We start from the raw sequence: 25,532 nt of genomic DNA on the forward strand, positions 1-25,532 counted from the left end.
GTTACATTTTTTCCTTGTTTTTCTTCTGATTATAGTTTTTATTTCTTGCTGAGAATTTCAAGCGTTTCAAGCAAGTTATCTGCATGAACTTCGATGGTGTCACCAGTCGCTTTAATCTTCACTTCTACGATGCCATCGGCCGCTTTCTTCCCAACAGTGATACGAATCGGCAATCCAATCAAGTCGCTATCACTGAATTTGACTCCGACACGCTCGTTACGATCGTCTGTCAAGACTTCGTAACCTGCTCCCATCAAGCTTGCTTCAAGCTTTTCTGTCAAGGCTTGCGCTTCTTCATCCTTGACATTGACAGTAATCAAGTGCACATCAAATGGGGCCAATTCTTTAGGGAAGTTGATTCCCCAAGCGTAACGATATTCACCTTTTGGTGTCTTATTAACAAAGAGGCGAGCGTGTTGCTCCATCACTGCTGAAAGGAGACGGCTGACACCGATACCGTAACATCCCATGATAATTGGCACAGCACGGCCATTTTCATCCAAAACATCTGCTCCCATGCTTGCTGAATAGCGAGTACCGAGTTTGAAGATGTGACCAATTTCGATACCACGCGCAAAGTTAAGGACACCTTGTCCGTCTGGAGAAATTTCACCCTCACGAACTTCACGGATATCCACATATTCTGCAGTAAAATCACGACCTGGGTTCACACCAGTCAAGTGGTAGCCATCTTCGTTAGCACCGACAACTGCATTGCGAACATCTTGCACCTTACGATCTGCAATAATTTTAACATTCTCTGGCAAACCAACTGGGCCAAGTGAACCAAAACCTGCTTGAACAACACTTGCTACTTCTTCTTCGCTAGCAACGTCAAAGAAATCTGCTCCCAAGTGGTTTTTCAACTTGACTTCGTTGAGTTGGTCATTTCCAACTAGAAGGGCTGCAACAAGCTCACCATCTGCCATGTAGAAGAGGGTTTTAATCGTTTGTTCTTCTGGAACATTGAGGAAGGCTGCAACTTCATCAATTGATTTAACATCTGGCGTTGCAACACGAGTCACTTCTTCTTCAGCGACAACACGGTTGCTTGGTTTGTACTCGTTTGTTGCCATTTCTAAGTTAGCCGCATAGCTAGATTCACTTGAGTAAGCAATGGTATCTTCACCAGAAACCATCCATTTGAGCAATTCTGCCTTGATTTCTTCTTGCACTTCTGCAGGAATTTCGTCAAATGAGGCAACTGACTTGTCCAAGACAACCCAGCGGTCAAGGTCTGTACGAGCAGGTGTAATGGCCATAAATTCTTGGCTGTCCTTACCACCCATGGCTCCACCGTCACCAATGATAGCCTTGAAGTCTAAGCCACTACGAGTGAAAATACGCTCATAAGCAGCCTTGTACTCATCATAAACACTATCCAAGCTATCATAGTTAGCGTGAAAACTGTAAGCATCCTTCATGATGAACTCACGTGTACGGAGAAGTCCATTACGTGGGCGTTTTTCATCACGATACTTAGGCTGGATTTGGTAAAGGTTGAGTGGCAATTGCTTGTAAGACTTAACAGAATCACGGACAATAGCTGTAAAGGTTTCTTCGTGAGTTGGACCTAGAATGAAGTCTGATTTTTCACGGTTTTTTAGTTTGTAAAGGTCTTCACCATAAGTTTCATAACGACCTGATTCGCGCCACAATTCTGCACTAAGAAGGGCAGGAGCCAACATCTCAACGGCACCAATCTTGTCGAATTCTTGGCGCATGATGTTTTTAGCTTTTTCAATCACACGGTTAGCAAGTGGTAGGTAAGAATAAACGCCTGCTGAAACTTGGCGAACATAACCAGCTCGCAACATAAGAGCGTGGCTGATAACTTGAGCATCGCTTGGCATTTCGCGAAGCGTTGGGATAGGCATTTTACTTTGTTTCATAATATTCCTCGATTATCTAAAAAAGAGTCGCATGATGTCATTCCAGGTCACAGCAATCATCAAGACAACCATGATGACCACTCCGGCCAAGGTGACATAGGTTTCAATTTCTTGTTTCAATGGTTTGCGGCGAATGGCTTCTAGGATATTGAGCACAATCTTACCACCATCCAGGGCTGGAATCGGAATAAGATTAAAAATCCCAATATTGATGGAAATTATTGCCAAGAAGTACAAGACATTCTCAATTCCATTTTTAGCAGCATCACTACTTGCCTTAAAGATGGCAACAGGTCCACCTAGTTTGTTCAAATCTGGTTGGAAAATCAAATTTTTCAGTTCTGACAGGATTCGGAGAGCCGAGTCGGCTGCAGTTGTAAAACCACCTACAAACATGGATAGAAAATCTGACTTAATTCCCGGTTGAACACCTAGAAGGTAACGGCCTTGACTTTCTTCCGGAGTAACAGTGACTTGTTTGTCACTACCCTTTTCAGAAATAGTCACATCCAAGGTCGGGGCCGTCTTATCTTTGGTTTCTGATTCCACAGCCTGAATCAAACTTTCCCAGTTGCTAACCTCATGTGAGCCGATCTTGGTAATCTGAGCTGTTTCTGGCACTCCCACCTTAGCCAAGGCCCCTTGGGGCATAATATGGAACTGGTTGGTATCGACATCTCTGACACCACCCTGCATAAAGATTAAAATCCAGAAAACAACGACACCTAAGATAAAGTTGTTCATAGGGCCTGCAAAGTTGGTAATCAGTTTGCCCCAGATAGTCGCATTTTGATATTGAACATCTAAAGGTGCAATCCGAACCTCAGTACCGTCTGCTTCCACAACCGTTGCATCATGATCCACTGCAAAAGTTTTTTCTTCTTCCAGAACCAATCCTTTGATAAAGAGCTTGTCTTCAAAGTCAAACTGGGTCACCTGCATAGGAAGAGCTGTTTGATCCAATTTTTTACCTGAGAGATTGATGCGTTTAACCTTACCATCATCAGTAAGGGTCAAACTGACAGGAGTTCCTGTCTTAATTTCAGTTGTATCATCACCCCAACCGGCCATGCGAACATAGCCACCCAGAGGCAAGATTCGAATGGTATAGGCCGTTCCATCCTTGCCAGTGTGAGCAAAGATCTTGGGTCCCATACCAATGGCAAATTCACGCACTAGAATCCCTGATTTCTTGGCAAAGTAGAAGTGTCCAAACTCGTGCACCACCACAATAATCCCGAAAACCAGAATAAAGGTTAAAATTCCGAGCATAGTATTTCCTCCGTCTTTTGATTAAAAGAGTCCAAATAAGTGCATGATTGGAAATACAAGCAACATACTATCAAAACGATCCAAAACACCACCATGTCCAGGGATAAATTTCCCAGAATCCTTGACACCAAAATGACGTTTGATCGAACTTTCTAGTAAATCACCAAATTGTCCAGCAATGCTAAAGAAAATAGCAAAGACCGACATCTTGTAAATTCCATACGGAAGAGCAACTGTTCTGTCAAACATCATAAAGATGATGGTTACTAAAATAGCGCCTAAAATACCACCCAAGGCACCCTCAAAGGTTTTATTTGGAGAAACCGTTGGAGCCAGTTTCCGTTTCCCAAAGTTCATCCCAGCAAGATAGGCACCACTGTCGGTAGCCCAGACGATGCACAAGGCCAAGAGAGCCTTATCTAAACCTGCAACGCGAGCATCTAGTAAAGCATTAAATCCAAAGCCTACATAGAAACTCATAGCAAGAGGGAAAACAGCGTCCTCAATCGTATAAGACTTACTAAAAACGGTCGTTCCTAACATGATTGAAATCAAAACACTATAGGCAACCACATTCCCATCAACTGGTAAAAAAGTCAGATAATTCTCCAAGGGAATGGTCAAAGCAAAGGTTGCAAAGAGGGTTAAGAGGCCCTCCATAGTCATAGTCTCTAGACCTCTCATCTTCAAAAGTTCATGCATGGCTAGCATGGCTATGATTCCAATTGCTATCTGAAGCAAGAGGCCACCAATCATTAAAATTGGTAGGAAAATAGCCAGGGCAATCCCTGCAAACAAGGTTCTTTTCTGTAAATCCTGTGTCATATTTCCTCCTAAACTCCTCCAAATCGGCGATGACGACGATTGTAGGCAAGAATAGCTTCCTGCAAGGCCGCCTCGTCAAAATCAGGCCATAAGGTATCTGTAAAATAGAGCTCACTATAGGCTCCTTGCCATGGAAGGAAATTGCTCAAGCGCAATTCTCCACTAGTCCGAATAATCAAGTCTGGGTCTCGTAACTCCTTAGGTAAATGCTGGGTGAAGAGATAGTTGCCAATCAATTCCTCTGTGATGTCACCTGGGTTGATTTTAGCATCTAAAATATCCTGGGAAATCAACTTAAGAGCCTGTGTGATTTCAGCACGTCCACCATAGTTGAGGGCAAAATTCAGAATTAATCCTGTGTTGTTCTTAGTCAATTCCTCAGCCTTGGTCAGAGCTTCAAAGGTTTGCTTAGGCAGGCGGTCCGTTTCCCCAATCATTTGAATCTTAACATTATTCGCATGCAATTCCGGGACATAATTATCATAAAACTCTACTGGCAAGTTCATGATAAACTTGACTTCCTGATCTGGACGGGTCCAGTTTTCCGTAGAAAAAGCATAGACCGTAATAACCTTAACGCCTAGTTTGTTAGCGGTCTTGGTCACAGTTTGCAATGCTTCCATGCCCGCCTTATGTCCGAAGACTCGCGGTTGCATACGTTTTTTAGCCCAACGGCCATTGCCATCCATGATGATGCCGATATGAGCAGGAACCTGTGTCGGAACCTCTACTTCCACAGCCTTATCTTTCTTAAAAAATCCAAACATGATCTTATTCCTATTCAAAAATCTATCGTTTCATTATACCATATTTCCCTATTTTCTTCTATCACTAAGCTATTTATTCTCAGGCACCAAGCCCATTTTTCAAAAAAATAAGTCGCCTGATTGGGCGACTCTATTTTTTATAGGGAGATTATTATGAAAAAGTTTTAGGAGTTTAAGTTAAGGTCTTCTTAACTTATGGACTTAGTATACACTTCCTAGCTTAAAGTTTCCTTAAGTATTTTTAAAAATCAAATTTTTCCATTTCTCCTGCCAATTTTTCTTGGTTAGACGTGTTCGATAAAGTTCCATTCGGTCTTCATTCTCTAAAAAATGAGGAGTTGGACGAACTTGAAAATTTAAAATATCCTCCAAACCATAAGGTGCATAGAGTTCCAAAGCGGATTCTTCATTCAAGCGCAGTCCAACTGCCGTACACCGTTCTGGATACTTACTCATAGCATCACAAGAGCTGCTATAGGGAGCAGTATGAGGGCTGTGCTGGTGCATATAGACCTGATTTTTCAATTCCCACTGATACTGAGGAAAATCCGCTCTCAGCTTTTTCTCTAGGAACAAGGTTTCCTCATAAGAAATATCCGGATCAAAGAAAATCACATCTACATCTGTTTCAAGATCAAATGCTGGTCTCTCTGACAAGAGATTCCAGATAAAATTTCTGACAGAACCTGCTGCCAACCAAGAATCTTTCAGACCAAGGTTTCGGATGATAGTCAAAATAGCCATCATATCCGGATTTTCTCTAAAAGCCTCTAGAATTTCTTGCTCATTTTTCACTATATTCATAACCTAAGTGCTCATATGCCTTAGCAGTCGCCACCCGTCCAGACCGCGTCCGCATGATAAAACCTTTTTGAATCAAGTAGGGCTCATACATGTCTTCAACTGTCTCACGCTCTTCTGCTATGTTAACAGAAAGAGTTCCTAGACCAACAGGACCACCACCGTACATCTCAATCATGGTGCGAAGGATTTTCTGGTCCACATAGTCCAGACCTTCATGGTCAACATCCAGCATGGTCAAAGCCTTATCGGTAATAAGATCATCGATAACCCCATTCCCCATAATCTGGGCAAAATCGCGCACGCGCTTGAGGAGACGATTGGCAATACGAGGGGTCCCACGGCTACGTAGTGCTAACTCAGACGCTGCCTCATGAGTGATTTCCATCTCAAAAATATCTGCCGTCCGCTCGACAATTTCTGTCAAATCAGCATGAGCATAATACTCCATATGACCTGTAATCCCAAAACGTGCCCGTAGTGGATTTGAGAGCATACCAGCCCGAGTCGTCGCACCAATCAAAGTGAAAGGTGGCAACTCCAAATGAACACTGCGACTGCCTTCACCAGCCCCAATCATGATGTCAATGTAGAAATCCTCCATAGCACTATAAAGCACCTCTTCCACTGACATGGGCAAACGATGAATCTCATCAATAAAGAGAACATCCCCAGGCTCTAAGTCATTCAAAATCGCTACCAAATCCCCAGCTTTTTCAATGACAGGCCCAGACGTCTGCTTGAGATTGACACCTAGTTCGTTGGCAATAACAAAAGCCATGGTCGTTTTTCCCAAGCCTGGAGGGCCAAATAAGAGCACATGATCCAGTGCTTCATCCCGCATTTTGGCAGCTTCGATAAAGATTTGAAGCTGGTCCTTGACTTTATCCTGCCCAATATATTCACGTAAATACTGAGGACGGAGCGTACGTTCTACTAACTCCTCATCCCCCATTATCTCATTATCTAAAATTCTACTCATGGCTCTATTATATCAAAAATCCAAGCCACAAACAAAAAAGCCACCCGATTGGGTGACTCCTGAATTTAGCACTTATGTTGGTTGTATAATATTATACGGCACTTCTACACCACCTACGAAAGGAGGTGAGATAGCCCATGATGGAATTAGTACTCAAAACTATCATCGGACCAATTGTAGTCGGTGTCATTCTTCGATTAGTCGATAAATGGCTAAACAAGGACAAATAGTGTCAAAAAAGACCCTAAGCTTAATATGGAAGTTAGCTTGGGGTCTTTTCTAGCCTATGATATAGAACTAGTACTCAATTCCTTTTTATTATCCCATAGTTCACAAATTTTGTCAAAGGTTTATATTCTCGACTTTTCAAGCTTTAACCCTCTGTACAACAATATGATGACTCACTCCTTGACAACCAAGAGCATTATTACAGTAGTTCTAGTCCTTCAATTAACAGTCACTTACATTCAAAGTGAGGTTGAAGTAGATGAAGCTACAACAGACCTATTTCTTAATCATATTCGCTAAAAAGTCCCCGCCAATTCCCCGACCAAAATCCGAAAAATATCGGAAAATGATTTTTAGAATAGTCCCCAAAAGCCTGAAATAGAGCAAAAAAACTCCACCTGATTGGGTGGAGTTAAGGGAGATTATTATGAAAAAGAAAAGTTTAGGATTTTATTAAATAAAGTTAGGAGGTCTTTATTTAATAACTATATGATACAAGACGAAACTTAAAACTAGCTTAACTTTTCTCAAATTCTACCATTTTTAAAAAAATTCTATCACCATCACCTATCCAAGAAAAAAGCCACCTGATTGGGTGACTTCATTAGGAGATTATGATGAAAAAAGTTTTAGGATTTCATTAAATAAAGTTAGGAGGTCTTTATTTAATGACTATATAATACTAGACCATCCTTAAACTTTGCTTAATAAAAAAACAAGTTTTATGATTTTTCTCTGTTTACCCAAATCATTCCTGTACAGTCATAGGTGGATAAAGTTTCAAAACCCATAGAACGATAAAATCCTACATTTTTTTCTGTCTGTTCTGTCGCCAGCTGGACTTGATAAACCTCTTTATAATCCTCTAAAGCCTCTTTCATCAAGGCGCTACCAATCCCTTGGCGCTGATAGCTAGGTAAAACAATCAAATCCTGTACAAAAACTGACGAAAAACCATCTCCAATCAAACGAATCAAGCCCACCACAGCATCATCATCAAGTGCCAGATAAATTACTAATGAATGAGACAAGGCTTGCTCCAGCATCTGAGGTTGATTTGTATAATTTGTCCAACCAACAGCCTGATAGAGATGCAAAATATCCTCTAGCTTGACAAATTCTTGCTTTTTAATAGTAATCATCTCAACACCTCTTAAAACTCTCTCAAGCTCTTGTACTGCCGCCCATTTTTATCAAAATTTTCAGGCGCCAACCATGTTTCTAAACGAGATTTGACTTGAGACCAGTCCTTATCAATCATAGACAACCAATCCGTATCTCTTGTACGCCCCTTATAAACAACTGCTTGGCGGAAGGTTCCTTCATAGACAAAGCCCAAACGTTCTGCTGCTCGTCTTGATGGCAGGTTAAGAGCATCGCATTTCCACTCATAGCGACGATAGTTGAGTTCTTCAAAGACATAGCAAGCCAAGAGATACTGGGCTTCTGTTCCTATCCGTGTCCCCCTGAGCTCTGGAGAAAAAGTGACAGCTCCCACTTCTATTACTCGGTTATTCTGGTCAATACGCATGAGAGAAAAAGTTCCCAAAACCTTACCAGTTGCCTTGTCTATGACTGCATAGTAAAAACGGTCCTTACGAGCCAACATCTGATTTAAAAGGCTGACCAGTTCCTCCATATCTGCCACTGGCTCCTGAAAGAGGTAGGTCCACATCTCCCGAGGAGTATCCGGGCCATAAACAGCTAATAAATCCTCCACATGCTTTTCCACTGAAAGAGCCTCTACCCTAGTATAACGCCCTTCTAAGAAATCAATAGAAGGCAATTCACCTGGTGTATAACCTTCCATTGACTCCCCAATCATCTGACCATATTCGTTTACTGGCATAGTATTCTCCTTATTTAGCTTTACAAACTTTATAGTTGCCCATAGTATATCATACTTTCATAAGAAGATTCAAAAAATCCTCCAGAGTCTACCTCTGAAGGACTCCTATCTTATTTCACAACGATGCTGACGAGTTTAGTTACCTTCACTTTATAAAGAGCAACACTACGAGTTATTCAACTTAGTCAAATAGGAACCCCCTCTTTTCATATTTAAAAAATTACTTTTTAACCTTCATAAACATCAATTGGGTACGATATACTAAATACATCTGAAAATTCATCATCCGAAACTTTCATAAATTCTTCATCAGAAATGTCAATCCTATTAACTGATTCTAACACATTAGTAATGTATAATAATGGAGTCAATGACGATATACCCGTATAATGCATAATATTCATCTCAATTGCCCATATCCTTAAAAAGATATCCTTATATCTTTCCAATAATTCATCTATCTCTCCTATAGTCTTCAAACCCAATTTTTTCACCCTCTGAACTACCGTAGATAGAGAAGAACTATCAATATCAATATTAATATCTATATCCATATATAACGATTTAATCGTATTCAGTAGTTCAATGTAATTTTGATCTTCTTTTACATAAGTCATAAGCGTACTGCTATCTATCGGTAATTCTTTTTTCGAAGTAGGTAATTTTTCCCTTATCTCCTGCTCATAGTTATTAATATTATTTTTTAACTGTAAAAAGTTATCATCGGCCAATTCAATTAGTCCTGCTAATCTGGAGAATTGTCTTCTATATTGATTAGGTATATCTTCCTTACTTTTATATCCCAAATCATGTTCAATTTCAGCCCAGGCATGCTGCATAACTGTCCTAATTTGTATCTCTAATTTTATATTCTTAAATCTACCATATAAAGTAGGTGAAGTATTCTCTTCTTTTAAACCCACCACATAATGAAGTGAAACATAACCAAATTTTGTTGGATCCTCACTTTTACGTTTATCAATAGTATTCTCTACATCAACCTCGAATTCTTGACTGATTAACTCAGCTATTTTATCAACATCATCACTAAAGTACGTTATGATACGAATACCGCATAAATCAGTAATCTCAGCTAAATTAGAATAATTTTTCCTTTTTACTTTGCCTTCGAGAGACTCTACAGTTTTTACTCTCCCAATTATTTCATGAACGTTAATAGATTGACTTTTAATAATATTCTTTACAGTATTCTCTACATAATTTAAGCAATCTTCATAATTCCCCCGTGAATCAGAATATTCTTCAACAATCTCCTTATGACTTTGAGTCCTCATTAATACCTCCCAAAAAGTGAACAAAAAATTGTTTCTTTTTTTAATCAACTATAGTCTACAATTATTTCACAACAATATTAACGAGTTTGTTAGGTACCGCAATCACTTTCACGATTTCCTTACCGTCAATTTCTGCTTTGACTTTTTCATCAGCGAGAGCAATTTCTTGTAATTCTTCGCGTAACAAGTCTTTAGCGACCATGAGTTTAGCACGGACTTTACCTTTGATTTGGACGACGATTTCGATTTCGTCTTCAATTAGTTTGCTTTCGTCCCATGTTGGCCAAGCCACGTAAGAGATTGACTCACCTGTTATCGCAACAGTTTGCCAGAGTTCTTCTGCCAAGTGAGGCGCAAATGGTGCAATCATTTGGATAAATCCTTTGGCATAGTCAACATAGAGCTTGTCTTCCTTGTTAGCCGCATTGACAAAGACCATAAGTTGGGCAATGGCTGTGTTGAATTTGAGAGACTCGATTTGCTCAGTAACAGATTTGACTGTTTCGTTGTAAACCTTGTCAAGAGCGCCATTGTTTTCCGCAACAATTTCCTTGCTTGTAATCAAACGGTAAACACGGTCAAGGAATTTACGGCTTCCTTCCAGACCTTCTTCTGACCAAGCGATTGAAGCATCAAGTGGCCCCATGAACATTTCATAGACACGAAGGGTGTCGGCACCGTATTGTTCCACCACATCGTCTGGGTTAACAACGTTCTTAAGCGATTTAGACATCTTGGCTGGTGCTTGCTCCAACTCTTCTCCTGTTTCCACATGGAAGAAGGAGCCGTCACGTTTTTCAACCTTGTCAGTCGCCACAAGCGCTCCACGGTGGTCGCGGTAGCTGGTTCCCAAAATCATTCCTTGGTTAAAGAGTTTTTGGAATGGTTCCTTAGTCGGAACAACACCGAGGTCATAGAGGAATTTGTGCCAGAAACGAGCGTAGAGCAAGTGAAGTACAGCATGCTCTGCACCACCCACGTAGATATCTACTGGCAACCATTGTTTGAGAAGGTCCTCATCAGCCAATTTCTCAGTATTGTGTGGGTCAATATAACGGAGGTAGTACCAGCTTGAACCAGCCCACTGTGGCATAGTATTGGTTTCGCGACGACCTTTGATGCCATCTTCACGAGTCACTTCAAGCCAATCTGTCAAGTTAGCTAGTGGACTTTCACCAGTACCTGAAGGACGGATATCCTTGGTTACAGGCAAGACAAGTGGTAATTCATTTTCAGGAACAGCTGTTGAAGTTCCGTCTTCCCAATGAATGATAGGAATTGGCTCACCCCAGTAACGTTGACGGCTAAAGAGCCAGTCGCGGAGACGGTAGGTGACCTTCTCTTGTCCACAGCCTTTTTCTTCCAACCAAGCCACAATCTTGGCAATAGCATCTTCTTTGTTGAGTCCATCTAGGAAGTCTGAATTGACATGAAGTCCATCTTCTGTGTAGGCAGCTTCTGTTACGTTTCCACCTTCAAGTACTTCTACGATTGGAAGGTCAAATTGTTTGGCAAATTCCCAGTCACGTTGGTCGTGGGCAGGCACAGCCATGACCGCACCTGTACCATAGCTAGCAAGGACGTAGTCTGCAATCCAGATTGGAATTTCCTTACCATTGACAGGGTTGACGGCATAAGCACCAGTCCAAACACCTGTTTTTTCCTTGGCAAGGTCTGTACGAGCCAAGTCAGACTTGAGGCTAGCTTGGTGTTTGTAGTCTGCTACTGCTTCTGCTTGCTCTGGACTTGTAATAGCGTCAACCAAGTCATGCTCAGGAGCCAAGACAGTGAAAGTCGCACCGAAAAGGGTGTCAGGACGAGTGGTAAAGACTGTGAATTCCTTATCTGTTCCCTTAACTTTAAATGTTACATTGGCACCAGTTGATTTCCCAATCCAGTTGCGTTGCATGTCCTTGATAGATTCTGGCCAATCCAACTCATCCAAGTCATTAAGCAAGCGCTCTGCATAGGCCGTGATTTTAAGCATCCATTGGCGCATTGGTTTACGGACAACTGGATAGCCTCCACGCTCAGAAGTTCCATCAGGAAGAACCTCTTCGTTGGCGATGGCTGTTCCCAACTCTTCAACCCAGTTTACTGGCACTTCCGCTTCATAGGCCAAGCCCTTTTCGTAAAGCTTGGTGAAGATCCACTGAGTCCACTTGTAGTAGTTTGGATTGGTTGTGTTGACTTCACGATCCCAGTCATAAGAAAATCCAAGCGCATTGATTTGGCGTTTGAAGTTAGCAATATTTTCCGCTGTAAATTCTGCCGGGTCATTTCCTGTGTCCATAGCGTACTGCTCAGCTGGCAAACCAAAGGCATCCCATCCCATTGGGTGAAGGACGTTGTATCCTTGCGCACGTTTGTAACGGCTGAGGATATCGGTTGCAGTATAACCTTCTGGGTGTCCTACGTGCAAACCTGCTCCAGACGGATAAGGGAACATATCGAGAGCATAAAACTTCGGTTTTGATGCATCTGTTCCTGTCTTAAATGTATGATGTTCTGCCCAGTAGCCCTGCCACTTAGGCTCAATTTCTTTATGATTGTAAAAACTCATGGTCTCTCTCCAATTTCGTGATGTTACTATTATACCATTTTTGAGGGAATTTGAAAGACGAGAAATGTTCTTTTAGGCTTGGATGACAAGAAAGACCGAATCGCAAATCCAGCTTATGTAGCAGTATAAAAAATTAGCCCCCATTTGGAGCTAACTTCTATTGATTTTTTGTCTCCTCCATTTTCTTCCCCCTAGCGTCTTTGACTCATATTTCCCGTTTTAGATTTCTTTAAGGTTTTTATTATATCCTATAGAACTCTGCAAATTATAAATGTTAATCAAATCGTGGAGTGAAAATGTTCGTAAAAAAGGAGATTCTTATGAAAAAACTACTATTCTTTCTCTCTTGTGGATGGATATTTCTTACTTTATCAGGATGTTCTTCAGCTATAGAAGCGGAAACTAACACTGAAAAAGATTCAGATAACACTTTGGTTGTCTACTCGCCTAACCCTGAAGACCTTATCGAAGAAACAATCCCAGCCTTCGAAGAAAAATATGGTGTTAAGGTTGACTTAGTACAAGCCAGTACTGGTGAATTGTTCAAAAAAGCTGAGGCTGAAAAAGAATCCCCTGTAGCCGATGTCATTTTCGGAGGCTCCTACGCCCTCTTCTCTTCTAACGAAAATCTTTTTGAACCTTATATTTCTCAAGAGAACGACCAGATAATCCCTGAATATCAAAATAAAACCGGATTCTACACGCCTTATACACTTGATGTCAGTGTCATCATTGCCAATTCAGCTCTTACAAAAGATATTAAAATTGAAGGCTACAATGATCTACTCAATCCTAAATTAAAAGGAAAAATCGCTACTGCTGATCCAAGTAACGCATCTAGCGCCTTTGCTCAATTAACAAACATGCTTGTAGACCAGGGTGGATACGAAAATGAACAGGCTTGGAACTATGTGAAAAATCTCTTTACCCTAGTAGATGGAAAAATTGCATCTAGCTCTTCAAATGTTTACAAAGCTGTCGCCGATGGAGAAATGGCCGTAGGACTCACCTATGAAGATCCTGCCTTAAAACTCTTAAATGATGGAGTTGAGGTAAAAGTCATCTATCCAAAAGAAGGAACCGTCTTTTTACCTGGTAACGCAGCTATCGTCAAAAATGCTAAACACATGGAAAACGCCAAGAAGTTTATCGACTTCCTCCTTTCTCAAGAAATCCAAGATAAGCTAGGAACTGAAACAACAATCAGACCCATTCGTAAAAATGCTAAAACCAATAAAAATATGAAGGCTATGACAGAAATCAATATTGCCACTGAAGATTCCGATTATGTCATTAAAAACAAATCCGCCATTCTTAAAAAGTACAATGATATTTTTACAGATATCCAATCTAAACAGTAAAAGAGGTTCACTATGAGTGAGATCAAAATTATTAACGCCAAAAAAATCTACCATGATGTCCCTGTTATTGAGAATTTGAACATTACAATTCCAAAAGGAAGTCTCTTTACCATCCTTGGTCCTTCAGGGTGTGGGAAAACGACTCTTCTTCGTATGATTGCAGGTTTCAACAGTATCGAAGGTGGAGAATTTTACTTCGATGATACAAAAATCAATAATATGGAACCCAGCAAACGCAATATCGGGATGGTTTTCCAAAACTACGCTATTTTCCCACATTTGACTGTCCGAGATAATGTCGCTTTTGGTCTCAAGCAAAAGAAGGTTCCAAAAGAAGAATTGGTCCAACAGACCAACAAGTATCTTGAACTCATGCAAATTGCTCAATATGCGGATCGGAAGCCCGATAAACTTAGTGGTGGACAACAACAACGTGTCGCCTTGGCACGCGCCTTAGCTGTTAATCCAAGTGTTCTCCTCATGGACGAGCCACTTAGTAACCTAGATGCCAAACTTCGCTTGGATATGCGTCAAGCCATTCGAGAAATCCAACACGAAGTGGGAATTACAACCGTTTATGTAACCCACGACCAAGAAGAAGCCATGGCTATTTCAGATCAAATTGCTGTTATGAAAGATGGGGTTATCCAACAAATCGGCCGACCAAAAGAACTCTATCATAAACCAGCTAATGAGTTTGTAGCAACCTTTATCGGACGCACAAATATCATCCCTGCCAATCTCGAAAAACGGAGCGACGGCGCTTATATCGTCTTTTCAGACGGCTATGCCCTTAGAATGACAGCCCTCGATCAGGCTGAGGAACAAGCTATTCATGTAAGCATTCGTCCTGAAGAGTTTATCAAAGATGAATCTGGAGATATTGAAGGAACTATTAGCGATAGCGTCTATCTTGGACTGAATACTGAATACTTCATCGAGACAGGCTTTGCCTCAAAAATTCAAGTTAGCGAAGAATCAACTTTTGAAGAAGATCTACAAAAAGGCGATCGTATTCGTCTACGAATCAATACTCAAAAATTAAACGTCTTTTCTGCAGATGGTTCACAAAACCTGATAAAAGGAGTCAAGCATGGAACGTAAAAAACTAAATATTTGGACAGTCTCCTCTTTCTTCATCTTTCTTACCTATCTTGTCTTTCTCGTTTATCCTATCGTTACCGTGCTCAAGCAAGCACTCATACATGAAGGACAATTCTCACTAGCTAATTTTGTCACTTTCTTTAGCAAAGCCTACTACTCTGAGACACTCGTCAACAGTTTCAAGGTTTCCATTACCGCTACTGTCACTTCCTTAGTCGTAGGAACCCTATTAGCTTACCTCTTTTCCATGTATGACTTCAAGGGAAAGAAATTTCTACAAATATTGATTATCATTGCTTCCATGTCAGCTCCTTTCGTAGGAGCCTACTCCTGGATTCTCTTGCTGGGACGAAATGGGGTCATTACTAAATTCCTGACAAATACCCTTCATCTTCCAGCTATCGATATTTATGGATTCAAAGGAATTGTACTTGTCTTTACACTTCAACTATTTCCACTGGTATTTCTATACGTTGCTGGAACAATGAAAAGTATTGACAATTCTCTACTTGAAGCCGCTGAAAGCATGGGGTCCTTCGGATTTAAGCGTATCGTAACGGTTGTTTTACCTCTCCTAGTTCCAACCTTACTAGCTGCTGCCCTGCTTGTATTTATGAGAGCATTCTCAGACTTTGGAACTCCGATGTTAATTGGTGAAGGATATCGGACTTTCCCGGTCTTGATTTATACCCAATTTATTAGCGAGGTTGGAGGAAATTCTGCTTTTGCATCTGCTTTAGCAATTATGGCGATTATCATTGCCTTGGCAATCTTCCTTATCCAAAAATACATTTCAAATCGCTACAGTTTCAGCATGAATTCGCTCCATCCAATAGAGCCTAAAAAAACTACAAAAGGAAAAATGGTTGCCATTTATGCAACAGTCTACGGAATTATCTTGTTCTCTGTTCTACCTCAAGTCTACTTGATTTATACTTCTTTCCTAAAAACATCAGGTATGGTATTTGTCAAAGGTTATTCTCTAAACAGTTACAAAGTTGCTTTCAATCGTATGGGATCTGCTATTTTCAATACCATTCGTATCCCTTTGATTGCCTTAGTTCTAGTTGTTTTATTTGCAACATTTATCTCCTACCTAGCCGTTAGAAAACGGAATTTGTTTACAAACTTAATCGACAGCCTCAGTATGGTTCCTTATATTGTACCAGGAACCGTTCTAGGGATTGCCTTCATTTCTTCCTTCAATACTGGTCTATTTGGAAGTGGATTTCTTATGATTACAGGGACAGCTTTCATCTTGATTATGTCTCTATCTGTCAGAAGATTACCGTATACTATTCGCTCATCTGTTGCTAGTTTGCAACAAATAGCACCAAGTATTGAAGAAGCTGCTGAAAGCTTAGGAAGTAGCCGCCTCAATACCTTTGCCAAGATTACAACTCCAATGATGCTATCTGGTATTATTTCTGGAGCCATCCTATCTTGGGTCACAATGATTTCAGAACTCTCTACTTCTATACTCCTCTACAATGTCAAAACAAGAACAATGACTGTAGCCATTTATACAGAGGTTCTCAGAGGGAATTACGGTGTAGCCGCAGCCTTGTCAACTATCCTGACTGTTCTAACAGTAGGTTCCTTGCTCTTATTTATGAAAATCTCTAAAAGCAACAGCATTACACTTTAGTTTTCCCCATCAAAAACAGCCGAAAGAATTCTCGGCTGTTTTTTCTTATCTTGATATTCTTATCAAATTCCTAACTCATGGCAAGCAAGTCTAGACTGATTAAATAGGGGCTTCTTCCATCTTCTCCCGTCCTAGTTCTCGGTAACTACGGTCGCCGACAACTTCAACGCTAAACTGGCCGTCCTCATATTCAAGAATCGTCACGCTGCCATTATCTAGACCATGCGGATGCATACCATTGATCAGATAAACAATGGTTCCAATGGTCATTCCGTGACTCACGACAAGAGCATTACCGCCGCCTTGTTCTTCCATTTCTTTAGCAATCGCTTCAAAGCCTTCTTTGATACGGCCACTGAGTTTTTCCCAGCCTTCAGCCCAACCAGCTGTATCGACCTCTACCAAGCCCTCAGCCAGTTCAGCATAAGACAATTGGTGAACGTGGTCCACATTAAAGATACGGGGAATAATGCCCATGAAAAGATCGCCATCGTAGGCCCCGTCAAAGCTACCAAAACACCATTCTCTGATACGCTTGTCCATGCGATAAGGGATTTTCCCCTGCAAGCCAAGTTCTTCAAGGATAATTCCCATGGTCTGAATGGTGCGCCCAGAATCACTCGAATAAGCGCGCTCAAACTGCAAACCAGATTCTCGCAAACCGATTCCTAATTCTTGAATCCCTCGCTCACCTTCAGCTGTTAAGGGAGTATCGCTCCAACCTTGCGCACGACCAATCGTGTTAAACATGGTCTTGCCATGACGTACCAAATACAATCGTACTTTTACCATTTTCCGTCCTCCGTTTGCTTCTATTATAACATGGATGATAAAACAAAAGCCACCCATACAGGCGACTTTTGCAGGAGATTATTATGAAAAAGTTTAGGAGTTCATTAAATAAAGATATTAGATGAAAATCAAATTCAAACTAAATACTTGTTATCTGTTTCAAATAATATTAGGAGGTCTTTATTTAATGATTATAGTATACACAGCCAACCTTAAATAGAACTTAAAATTTCTCCTATTTTCTTAATTTTTAAAACTATGAATTGGTGCTGGGATTTGTCCTCCACGAGAGATGAAATCGACAGACGAAGCCCCATTGACCTTCATAACAGGTGCAGTTCCTAATAGGCCACCAAACTCAATCATGTCGCCTTCTTTTCCTTTTGGAATAATACGAACAGCTGTTGTCTTCATGTTAATGACACCAATTGCAGCCTCATCCGCAATCATAGCCGCAATGGTTTCAGCAGGTGTATCCTCCGGAATGGCAATCATATCCAAACCAACGGAACAGATAGCCGTCATAGCTTCTAGTTTTTCCAGATTAAGAGAGCCATTTTGCACTGCAGCAATCATTCCTTCATCCTCTGAAACAGGGATAAAGGCACCAGACAAACCACCAACTTGGTTGCAGGCCATAACTCCGCCCTTCTTAACTTGGTCATTCAAGAGAGCCAAGGCAGCCGTCGTTCCATGCGTACCAACTGTCTCTAGCCCCATTTCCTCAAGGACACGTGCAACAGAATCTCCAACCGCAGGAGTTGGCGCCAAACTCAAGTCCACAATACCAAACTCCACACCCAGTCTCTCACTGGCCATCTGACCAACCAATTGACCGATACGAGTAATCTTGAAGGCAGTCTTCTTGACCGTTTCGGCTACTACATCAAAGCTCTCTCCACGAACTTTTTCCAAGGCACGCTTCACCACACCAGGACCAGAAACTCCGACATTGATGATAACATCTGCCTCCCCAACACCATGGAAGGCACCCGCCATAAATGGATTGTCCTCAACAGCATTAGCGAATACAACCAACTTGGCTGCCCCCATATCAGATAGAGTTGCCGTTTCCTTGATAACTCGTCCCATATCTGCGACAGCCGTCATATTGATACCAGACTTGGTTGAGCCGATATTGACTGACGAGCAGACCTTGTCCGTTTCAGCCAAAGCACGAGGAATAGAATTGATGAGAATCTCATCTCCCTTTTGGTACCCCTTTTGTACCAAGGCAGAGAAACCACCAATAAAGTCCACACCGATTTCTTTCGCAGCCCTATCAAGCGCTTTTGCCAGAACCACATAGTCCGTCGCATCTGTCGCTGCCCCAATCAAAGAGATAGGAGTCACCGATACACGCTTATTAACGATTGGAATCCCCAACTCAGCCGCAATTTCATCGCCAACAGCCACTAAATTAGCTGCCTTGGTCGTAATCTTTTGATAAATTTTCTCCGCAGCACGATTGATATCTGGATCAATACAGTCCAAAAGAGAAATCCCCATGGTAATGGTTCTGATATCGAAGTTTTGCTCCTCAATCATGGCAATGGTTTCAGTAACTTGTCTAATATCCATGTGCACCTCCTAGATATTATACATAGCTTCGAAAATCGCTGCACTCTGAATATTGATTTTTACATTCAAAGTTTGCCCAAAAGCTTCAAATTCATTACGAAGATAGGTAAAATCTTGCTTTTTATCACTAGAGACGACAGCCATCATCGTGAAATATTCATCCAAGACGGTTTGAGAGATATCATCAATATTCAACCCCAATTCTGCAATTTTACCAGAAACACCTGCAACAATTCCAGATTTATCTTTACCAACAACAGTTATAATCGCTTTCATAAGCAAACTCCAATTCTTCTTTTAATTAGGAAACCTGAACATTAAACAGGATTCTTTTCAAATAGTATAGCATAATTCTAACGAAAATACTCAAAAACGCCTGCTTACGAAGTTGTTCTTAAGCAAAAAACAATTTCGTAAACAAGCGTCTACTATCCCAACTTATGATGAGTGTTCCCGCTAGGACCGAAATCCTAGCGGTAGACCAGAGCTAGACTAAGAGCACAAGACTCCATCATCATAACACTCAACAAAATTGATGATTTTATACTAATTCGATGATCGCCATTGGCGCTGCATCACCACGACGTGGTTCAGTTTTAAGGATACGAGTGTATCCACCGTTACGTTCAGCATAACGAGGTGCGATTTCTGAGAACAATTTTTGAAGTGCTGTAGTAGAAGTGTACTTATCAGTTGCTTCATCATAGTTTTCAGATGCGATTTCATTACGTACGAAAGCAGCTGCTTGACGACGTGCATGCAAATCACCACGTTTACCTAGAGTAATCATTTTTTCAACAGTTTTACGGATTTCTTTAGCACGAGCTTCAGTTGTCACGATTGATTCGTTGATCAAAAGGTCAGTTGTCAAATCGCGAAGCATTGCTTTACGTTGTGAGCTAGTGCGTCCTAGTTTACGGTAAGCCATGTATTCCTCCTTTATTTATCTTTTAATCCAAGACCCAAATCAATGAGTTTGAGTTTCACTTCTTCCAAACTCTTGCGTCCAAGATTTCGTACTTTCATCATCTCTGCTTCAGATTTTTCTGTCAAATCATGCACAGTATTGATACCGGCACGTTTCAAACAGTTGTATGAACGCACAGACAAGTCCAGTTCCTCAATCGTACGATCCAAAATACGATCGTCAGATTCAGTGTCAGCTTCTTTCATCACTTCAGTTGACTTAGCAATCTCAGTAAGATTTGTAAACAAATCAAGATGTTCTGTCAAAATACGTGCTGAAAGCCCTAAAGCATCTTCTGGAATAATTGTTCCATTTGTCAAGATTTCAAGGGTTAATTTGTCAAATCCATCATTGCTACCTACACGAGCAGGTTCCACTTGATAGTTGACTTTTGTAACTGGTGTATAAATAGAATCTACAGCAAGTGTTCCAACCGGTGCATTATCTTTTTTATTTTCATCAGCAGGTACATATCCACGACCACTGTTAACAGTCATAGTCGCTTTTAGAGAAGAACCTTCACCGATTGTAAAGAGATAATGATCTGGATTTACAATTTCAATATCGCTATCTGTCAAAATGTCACCAGCTGTTACTTCAGCAGGACCTTCAACATCCAGTTCGATGATTTTTTCGTCTTCAACGTACGATTTCACTGCAATTCCTTTAATGTTCAGAATGATTTGCATCACGTCTTCACGAACACCTGGAACTGTGTCAAATTCATGTAACACACCATCAATATTGATAGATGTCACAGCTGCTCCTGGTAGAGAAGCTAGAAGTACACGACGAAGAGAGTTACCAAGAGTTGTACCGTAGCCACGTTCAAGTGGTTCGATTACAAACTTGCCATAATCTTTATTTTCATCAATTTTTGTTATATTTGGTTTTTCAAACTCGATCATTTAGTTACTCCCTCTTAAACGAAAAGCAGTGTAATGCGATGATTATACACGGCGACGTTTTGGAGGACGAGCACCATTGTGTGGCACTGGAGTCACATCACGAATTGCTGTTACTTCAAGACCAGCGGCAGCAAGCGCACGAATAGCTGACTCACGACCAGAACCTGGACCTTTTACAGTAACTTCAACTGATTTAAGACCGTGTTCTTGTGCAGATTTAGCAGCAGCTTCAGAAGCCATTTGAGCAGCGAATGGTGTAGATTTACGAGAACCTTTGAAACCAAGAGCACCAGCTGATGACCAAGCAATTGCATTACCATGCACATCAGTAATCATAACAATAGTGTTATTAAATGTAGCGTGAATATGAGCAATACCAGATTCGATATTCTTTTTCACACGACGTTTACGTGTTGGTTTAGCCAAGACTTTTACCTCCTATATTATTTTTTCTTACCAGCAATCGCAACAGCTTTACCTTTACGAGTGCGAGCGTTGTTTTTAGTGTTTTGTCCACGGACAGGAAGTCCACGACGGTGACGGATACCACGGTATGAACCGATTTCCATCAAACGTTTGATGTTCAAGTTTACTTCACGACGAAGGTCACCTTCAACTTTGATTGCATCCACTTCACGACGGATAGCATCTTCTTGATCTGATGTAAGATCACGTACACGAACATCTTCTGAGATTCCAGCAGCAGCCAAAATTTTCTTAGATGTTGCAAGTCCGATACCATAAACATAAGTCAATGAGATTACTACACGTTTGTCATTTGGAATGTCAACTCCAGCAATACGAGCCATGTTTTCTCCTTTCTATCTTATCCTTGACGTTGTTTGTGTTTTGGATTTGCTGGGCAAATCACCATAACACGACCATTACGACGAATAACTTTACAGTATTCGCAAATTGGTTTGACCGATGGTCTTACTTTCATTTCTTATCCCTCCAAGTTTTTCGATTATTTAAAGCGGTAAGTGATACGTCCACGTGTCAAGTCATATGGACTCATTTCGACAGTAACACGATCTCCCGCTAAAATACGAATATAGTTTTTACGAATTTTACCAGAAACTGTTGCTAAAATCTGATGTCCATTTTCAAGTTCAACCGTAAACATTGCATTCGGCATTGTATCAACTACTTTGCCTTCAACTTCAATCACATCGTCTTTTGCCACGCAAAAGCACCTCCATAAATTTCGATTCGATGCCTCTAGACACAGAGACAACAATTATAAGTCAGACTATCTCAGTATAACATTTGTAGCGGATTTTTGCAAGTGTGAAAAACGCTTTATTTCAAATTTGTCAATACTTTTTCGATATCTGAAAAGACATCATTGATATCTTGATTACCTTCGATGTCATGAACCAAACCTTTAGCACGGTAGTGAGCAATGATTGGTTCTCCTTGAGCAATATTAACGTCCAAACGACGTTTGACTGTCTCAGGCTTATCATCTTCACGTTGGTAGTAATCTTCTTCTTTATAGTCAACTGGTGGGTTAAAGACCTTGTGGAAAGTTTCTCCAGTTACGCGGTGGATGATACGGCCACTCAAACGTTCCAAGAGGCTATCTGGATTCACTTTAATGTTGATGACACCTTCTAGTTCAATGCCAAGTTCAGCCAATGTTTTGTCCAAGGCATGAGCTTGTTCGATTGTACGCGGGTAACCATCCAACAAGAATCCTGTTTCTTTAATATCATCTTGTGAAAGACGTTCTTTTACGATTCCATTTGTCACTTCGTCAGGAACCAATTCACCCTTGTCAATGTATGACTTAGCAAGAACACCCATTTCAGTTTGATTTGCCATAGCAGCGCGGAACATATCACCTGTTGAGATATGTGCAACATGGAATTGTTCTACGATTTTTGCTGCTTGAGTTCCCTTACCTGCACCAGGTAAGCCCATAATCAAAAGATTCATGATTTGATCTCCTTATTTTATTTTTAAATAGAAGCAAAAAATCTTTTCACCCCTATTTAAAAACAAAATAGAAGAGGGGAGACCAAACTCTCACTAATGTTAGAGTTAAACCTCCACTCCCTCAGTATTTACTGACTCAGTAAATACTTTTATTCTGTTCTGTCCATGAAACCAACATACTTACGTTTCAATAGGTAACCTTCCAATTGTTTGATTCCTTCAATACCTGTAGAGATAATGATCAAAAGACTGGTTCCTCCAAAAGCAACTGCTTCTGAAAGTCCGAAAACATCTTTTGCTACAATCGGTAAAATAGAAATCACACCAAGGAAGAGGGAACCAACAGTTGCAAGACGACGAAGAAGTTTAGACATATATTCTTCTGTACCTTTACCAGGACGGACTCCGTGGATATAGGCACCGCTCTTTTGTAGGTTCTCTGCCGCTTTTTCAGGATTAATCTGTACAAACGTATAGAAGAATGTAAAGAGAATAATCAACAAAGCATACATGGCAATACCAGTTGGTGAAGTTGTTGCCAGCATTTCTTGTGCTGTTCTTACCCAAGCCCAATCATGACCTGTAGCGCTCAAAAACTGAAGAATAGCCGCTGGCGCTGCAGTAATCGAACTAGCAAAGATAACAGGGATAACTCCAGCAGGGTTTACCTTCAAAGGAAGGTAAGAGCTAGATGGAGCACCTTGTGCAACCTTAGTATATTGGATTGGAATTTTGTATTCTGCTTGTTGAACATAAGTTGTAAAGTAAATGATCAACAAAACAGTAATAATCAAAATGATTACGAAAATGATAGATGAGTTGATACGGCTACTTGGGACGTTCACAAAGTAGTCCACATAGATGCCCTGAATCATCTCTGGAATTGAGGCAACAATCCCGGCAAAGATAATCATAGAAACACCATTTCCGTATCCCTTATCTGTAATTTGCTCTCCCAACCAAGTCACAATCATACTACCAGCTGTTAAGATGATACCAATCATGATAAAGACTTGTGGAGTAAGAGCTGTTTTCAACAATTGAGCTCCAGCTAAAGTATTAAAACCAGCTGTAATCCCGATAGATTGCACAAAGGCTAGAACAAGAGCAATATAACGAGTAGCTTGATTTAATTTTCTTCGACCTACTTCCCCTTGTTTACCCCACTCTACAAACTTGGGTAAAATATCCATTTGCAAGAGTTGGACAACGATAGAGGCCGTAATGTAGGGACTAACACCAAGAGCAAAAACTGAGAAGTTTTTCATGGCATTCCCTGACACCAAGCTCAACATATTTAAGAAGGATAATCCACTTAAAGCATTCAAGCTATTGGCATTCACACCAGGAACTGTAATACTAGTTCCGATACGAAAGACCAAAACGATAAAAATTGTAAATAAAATTTTTGATCGAACCTGCTTGACTTTAAGAGCTTCTCTTAATAATTTAAAAAACATAGGTCACCTCTCTTAGATGACTTCTACTGAACCACCTTTAGCAGTGATAGCTTCTTCAGCTGATTTAGAGAATTTAGCTGCTTTCACAGTCAATTTCTTAGTCAACTCACCGTTACCAAGAATTTTAATACCTGATTTTTCAGCTTTAACAATTCCTGATTCGATAAGAACAACTGGAGTAACTTCAGCACCATCTTCAAAGACGTTCAATTGGTCAAGGTTCACAATTGCGTATTCTTTAGCGTTGATGTTAGTGAATCCACGTTTTGGAAGACGACGGAACAATGGAGTTTGTCCACCTTCAAAACCAAGACGTACACCGCCACCGCTACGAGCTTTTTGACCTTTTTGACCACGACCAGATGTTTTACCGTTACCTGATGAAGTACCACGACCAACGCGGTTACGTACTTTACGAGAACCTTCTGCAGGTTTCAATTCATGAAGTTTCATTTTTATTTTCTCCTCTTTTGTAAAATGCTAGCGCCGATAAGGGAGAAAAGGTTGTCTCCCCCATCAACTCGCCTATACGACGTCATCATAGATGACTATATCTAGTTTTAGGGGATGGTATAGTGCACATCCCCTAAAAATTCATTAGTTTACTTCTTCAACTGTTACCAAGTGAGATACTGCTGTGATCATACCACGGATAGCAGCGTTATCTTCTTTAATAACAGAGCTGTTCAATTTGCCAAGTCCAAGTGCTACAACAGTTTTACGTTGTGATGGAATGCGTCCGATTGGAGACTTAGTCAAAGTAATTTTAATTTGAGCCATTTTATCCCCTTTCTTATGCCAAATCAGAAACTGAAATACCACGAAGGGCAGCAACTTCTTCAGCGCGTTTCAATTGTTTCAAACCTTCAACAGTTGCACGAACAATGTTGATTGGAGTGTTAGAACCAAGTGATTTAGATGTAATATCTGCCACACCTGCCAATTCCACAACGGCACGAACTGCACCACCAGCGGCAACTCCAGAACCTTCTACAGCAGGTTTCAACAATACTTTAGCTCCACCGAATTCTGAAAGAACTTCGTGTGGGATTGTTGTTCCAACCATAGGAACTTCGATCAAGTTTTTCTTAGCATCATCTACTGCTTTACGGATTGCTTCTGGAACTTCTTGAGCTTTACCAGTACCAAATCCTACGCGACCGTTGTGGTCACCAACAACAACAAGAGCTGCGAAACGAAGACGACGTCCACCTTTAACAACTTTTGTAACACGGTTGACAGCAACTACGCGTTCTTCTAATTCAACTGCATTGTCTTTAAATGCCATTTTCTAGT

Annotated in this window: 28 protein-coding genes; 4 read left to right on the forward strand and 24 right to left on the reverse strand. The window is 40.7% G+C overall.

Going from position 1 to position 25,532, the window contains the following annotated elements:
- Positions 1 to 38: 38 nt before the first annotated feature.
- From DXN33_RS04750 to ruvB, 6 genes are all read right to left on the reverse strand, one after another.
- Positions 39 to 1,892, reverse strand: coding sequence for a proline--tRNA ligase (locus DXN33_RS04750; protein ID WP_115904511.1), 1,854 nt, complete (start codon positions 1,890 to 1,892; stop codon positions 39 to 41).
- A 12-nt stretch (positions 1,893 to 1,904) separates the two neighbouring features.
- Entirely contained in the window at positions 1,905 to 3,164 is a 1,260-nt protein-coding gene (gene rseP / locus DXN33_RS04755; RefSeq protein WP_049510956.1) for an RIP metalloprotease RseP, read from the reverse strand.
- A gap of 21 nt (positions 3,165 to 3,185) precedes the next feature.
- Positions 3,186 to 3,989 (reverse strand): phosphatidate cytidylyltransferase, encoded by an 804-nt coding sequence (locus DXN33_RS04760; protein WP_049487419.1) that lies wholly within the window; start codon positions 3,987 to 3,989, stop codon positions 3,186 to 3,188.
- Between the two features lie 8 nt (positions 3,990 to 3,997).
- On the reverse strand, positions 3,998 to 4,756 hold the full coding sequence (locus DXN33_RS04765; protein WP_115904512.1) for an isoprenyl transferase: 759 nt from the start codon (positions 4,754 to 4,756) through the stop codon (positions 3,998 to 4,000).
- Positions 4,757 to 4,987: 231 nt separating this feature from the next.
- Positions 4,988 to 5,560 (reverse strand): nucleotidyltransferase family protein, encoded by a 573-nt coding sequence (locus DXN33_RS04770; RefSeq protein ID WP_049493950.1) that lies wholly within the window; start codon positions 5,558 to 5,560, stop codon positions 4,988 to 4,990.
- Positions 5,541 to 6,539: a Holliday junction branch migration DNA helicase RuvB gene (ruvB, locus tag DXN33_RS04775; RefSeq protein ID WP_004239104.1), complete on the reverse strand. Its 999-nt coding sequence runs from the start codon at positions 6,537 to 6,539 to the stop codon at positions 5,541 to 5,543. Before ruvB ends, DXN33_RS04770 begins: the two co-directional genes overlap by 20 nt.
- Before the next feature lie 137 nt (positions 6,540 to 6,676).
- On the opposite strand from ruvB, the gene DXN33_RS04780 reads away from it, so the two are divergent.
- Positions 6,677 to 6,769: a type I toxin-antitoxin system Fst family toxin gene (locus tag DXN33_RS04780; protein ID WP_049487415.1), complete on the forward strand. Its 93-nt coding sequence runs from the start codon at positions 6,677 to 6,679 to the stop codon at positions 6,767 to 6,769.
- A 720-nt stretch (positions 6,770 to 7,489) separates the two neighbouring features.
- On the opposite strand, the gene DXN33_RS04790 is transcribed toward DXN33_RS04780, so the two are convergent.
- The 4 genes from DXN33_RS04790 to leuS form a co-directional block, all read right to left on the reverse strand.
- Positions 7,490 to 7,909 carry a GNAT family N-acetyltransferase gene (locus tag DXN33_RS04790; RefSeq protein ID WP_115904513.1) on the reverse strand — a complete coding sequence of 140 codons (420 nt, stop codon included), beginning with the start codon at positions 7,907 to 7,909 and terminating at the stop codon, positions 7,490 to 7,492.
- Between the two features lie 11 nt (positions 7,910 to 7,920).
- Positions 7,921 to 8,616, reverse strand: coding sequence for a GNAT family N-acetyltransferase (locus DXN33_RS04795; RefSeq protein ID WP_049487412.1), 696 nt, complete (start codon positions 8,614 to 8,616; stop codon positions 7,921 to 7,923).
- A gap of 227 nt (positions 8,617 to 8,843) precedes the next feature.
- Positions 8,844 to 9,911 (reverse strand): GTP pyrophosphokinase family protein, encoded by a 1,068-nt coding sequence (locus tag DXN33_RS04800; RefSeq protein WP_045605103.1) that lies wholly within the window; start codon positions 9,909 to 9,911, stop codon positions 8,844 to 8,846.
- Between the two features lie 61 nt (positions 9,912 to 9,972).
- Complete coding sequence (gene leuS, locus DXN33_RS04805; RefSeq protein ID WP_115904514.1) at positions 9,973 to 12,474, reverse strand: leucine--tRNA ligase; 2,502 nt, start codon at positions 12,472 to 12,474, stop codon at positions 9,973 to 9,975.
- Between the two features lie 320 nt (positions 12,475 to 12,794).
- Between leuS and DXN33_RS04810 the strand changes: the two genes are divergently transcribed.
- Genes DXN33_RS04810 through DXN33_RS04820 form a run of 3 tightly spaced genes read left to right on the forward strand, consistent with a single transcriptional unit; the run spans position 12,795 to position 16,587 of the window.
- Positions 12,795 to 13,835 carry an ABC transporter substrate-binding protein gene (locus tag DXN33_RS04810; RefSeq protein ID WP_115904515.1) on the forward strand — a complete coding sequence of 347 codons (1,041 nt, stop codon included), beginning with the start codon at positions 12,795 to 12,797 and terminating at the stop codon, positions 13,833 to 13,835.
- Positions 13,836 to 13,847: 12 nt separating this feature from the next.
- Positions 13,848 to 14,939: an ABC transporter ATP-binding protein gene (locus DXN33_RS04815; protein ID WP_115904516.1), complete on the forward strand. Its 1,092-nt coding sequence runs from the start codon at positions 13,848 to 13,850 to the stop codon at positions 14,937 to 14,939.
- Positions 14,929 to 16,587, forward strand: a complete 1,659-nt coding sequence (locus tag DXN33_RS04820; RefSeq protein ID WP_115904517.1) for an iron ABC transporter permease — start codon at positions 14,929 to 14,931, stop codon at positions 16,585 to 16,587. Before DXN33_RS04815 ends, DXN33_RS04820 begins: the two co-directional genes overlap by 11 nt.
- A 99-nt stretch (positions 16,588 to 16,686) precedes the next feature.
- Here the strand turns inward: DXN33_RS04820 and DXN33_RS04825 are convergent, their stop codons facing one another.
- The 14 genes from DXN33_RS04825 to rpsE form a co-directional block, all read right to left on the reverse strand.
- Positions 16,687 to 17,379 (reverse strand): histidine phosphatase family protein, encoded by a 693-nt coding sequence (locus tag DXN33_RS04825; protein WP_115904518.1) that lies wholly within the window; start codon positions 17,377 to 17,379, stop codon positions 16,687 to 16,689.
- A gap of 243 nt (positions 17,380 to 17,622) precedes the next feature.
- Complete coding sequence (locus DXN33_RS04830; RefSeq protein ID WP_049510967.1) at positions 17,623 to 18,960, reverse strand: PFL family protein; 1,338 nt, start codon at positions 18,958 to 18,960, stop codon at positions 17,623 to 17,625.
- Between the two features lie 9 nt (positions 18,961 to 18,969).
- A complete protein-coding gene (locus tag DXN33_RS04835; protein WP_000644130.1) occupies positions 18,970 to 19,236 on the reverse strand; it encodes an ACT domain-containing protein in 267 nt (88 codons plus the stop codon).
- 265 nt (positions 19,237 to 19,501) lie between these two features.
- Entirely contained in the window at positions 19,502 to 19,888 is a 387-nt protein-coding gene (gene rplQ, locus DXN33_RS04840; protein ID WP_000331493.1) for a 50S ribosomal protein L17, read from the reverse strand.
- 11 nt (positions 19,889 to 19,899) lie between these two features.
- A complete protein-coding gene (locus DXN33_RS04845) occupies positions 19,900 to 20,835 on the reverse strand; it encodes a DNA-directed RNA polymerase subunit alpha (RefSeq protein ID WP_000568988.1) in 936 nt (311 codons plus the stop codon).
- Between the two features lie 42 nt (positions 20,836 to 20,877).
- Positions 20,878 to 21,261 carry a 30S ribosomal protein S11 gene (rpsK, locus tag DXN33_RS04850; RefSeq protein ID WP_001118385.1) on the reverse strand — a complete coding sequence of 128 codons (384 nt, stop codon included), beginning with the start codon at positions 21,259 to 21,261 and terminating at the stop codon, positions 20,878 to 20,880.
- A 17-nt stretch (positions 21,262 to 21,278) separates the two neighbouring features.
- The gene (gene rpsM, locus DXN33_RS04855) at positions 21,279 to 21,644 is read right to left on the reverse strand and encodes a 30S ribosomal protein S13 (protein WP_000090781.1); all 366 of its coding nucleotides are present in this window, start codon (positions 21,642 to 21,644) and stop codon (positions 21,279 to 21,281) included.
- A 17-nt stretch (positions 21,645 to 21,661) separates the two neighbouring features.
- Positions 21,662 to 21,778: a 50S ribosomal protein L36 gene (rpmJ, locus tag DXN33_RS04860; protein ID WP_001808836.1), complete on the reverse strand. Its 117-nt coding sequence runs from the start codon at positions 21,776 to 21,778 to the stop codon at positions 21,662 to 21,664.
- Positions 21,779 to 21,802: 24 nt separating this feature from the next.
- Complete coding sequence (infA, locus tag DXN33_RS04865) at positions 21,803 to 22,021, reverse strand: translation initiation factor IF-1 (RefSeq protein WP_001029883.1); 219 nt, start codon at positions 22,019 to 22,021, stop codon at positions 21,803 to 21,805.
- 116 nt (positions 22,022 to 22,137) lie between these two features.
- The gene (locus tag DXN33_RS04870; RefSeq protein WP_049552540.1) at positions 22,138 to 22,776 is read right to left on the reverse strand and encodes an adenylate kinase; all 639 of its coding nucleotides are present in this window, start codon (positions 22,774 to 22,776) and stop codon (positions 22,138 to 22,140) included.
- A gap of 149 nt (positions 22,777 to 22,925) precedes the next feature.
- A complete protein-coding gene (gene secY / locus DXN33_RS04875; protein WP_000465403.1) occupies positions 22,926 to 24,236 on the reverse strand; it encodes a preprotein translocase subunit SecY in 1,311 nt (436 codons plus the stop codon).
- Positions 24,237 to 24,248: 12 nt separating this feature from the next.
- On the reverse strand, positions 24,249 to 24,689 hold the full coding sequence (rplO, locus tag DXN33_RS04880; protein WP_000766090.1) for a 50S ribosomal protein L15: 441 nt from the start codon (positions 24,687 to 24,689) through the stop codon (positions 24,249 to 24,251).
- Positions 24,690 to 24,833: 144 nt separating this feature from the next.
- Complete coding sequence (gene rpmD, locus DXN33_RS04885) at positions 24,834 to 25,016, reverse strand: 50S ribosomal protein L30 (RefSeq protein WP_000057241.1); 183 nt, start codon at positions 25,014 to 25,016, stop codon at positions 24,834 to 24,836.
- Between the two features lie 13 nt (positions 25,017 to 25,029).
- The gene (gene rpsE, locus DXN33_RS04890) at positions 25,030 to 25,524 is read right to left on the reverse strand and encodes a 30S ribosomal protein S5 (RefSeq protein WP_000874202.1); all 495 of its coding nucleotides are present in this window, start codon (positions 25,522 to 25,524) and stop codon (positions 25,030 to 25,032) included.
- Positions 25,525 to 25,532 lie beyond the last annotated feature (8 nt).

The sequence above is a fragment of the Streptococcus sp. NM genome, assembly GCF_003390135.1.
Taxonomy (GTDB): domain Bacteria; phylum Bacillota; class Bacilli; order Lactobacillales; family Streptococcaceae; genus Streptococcus.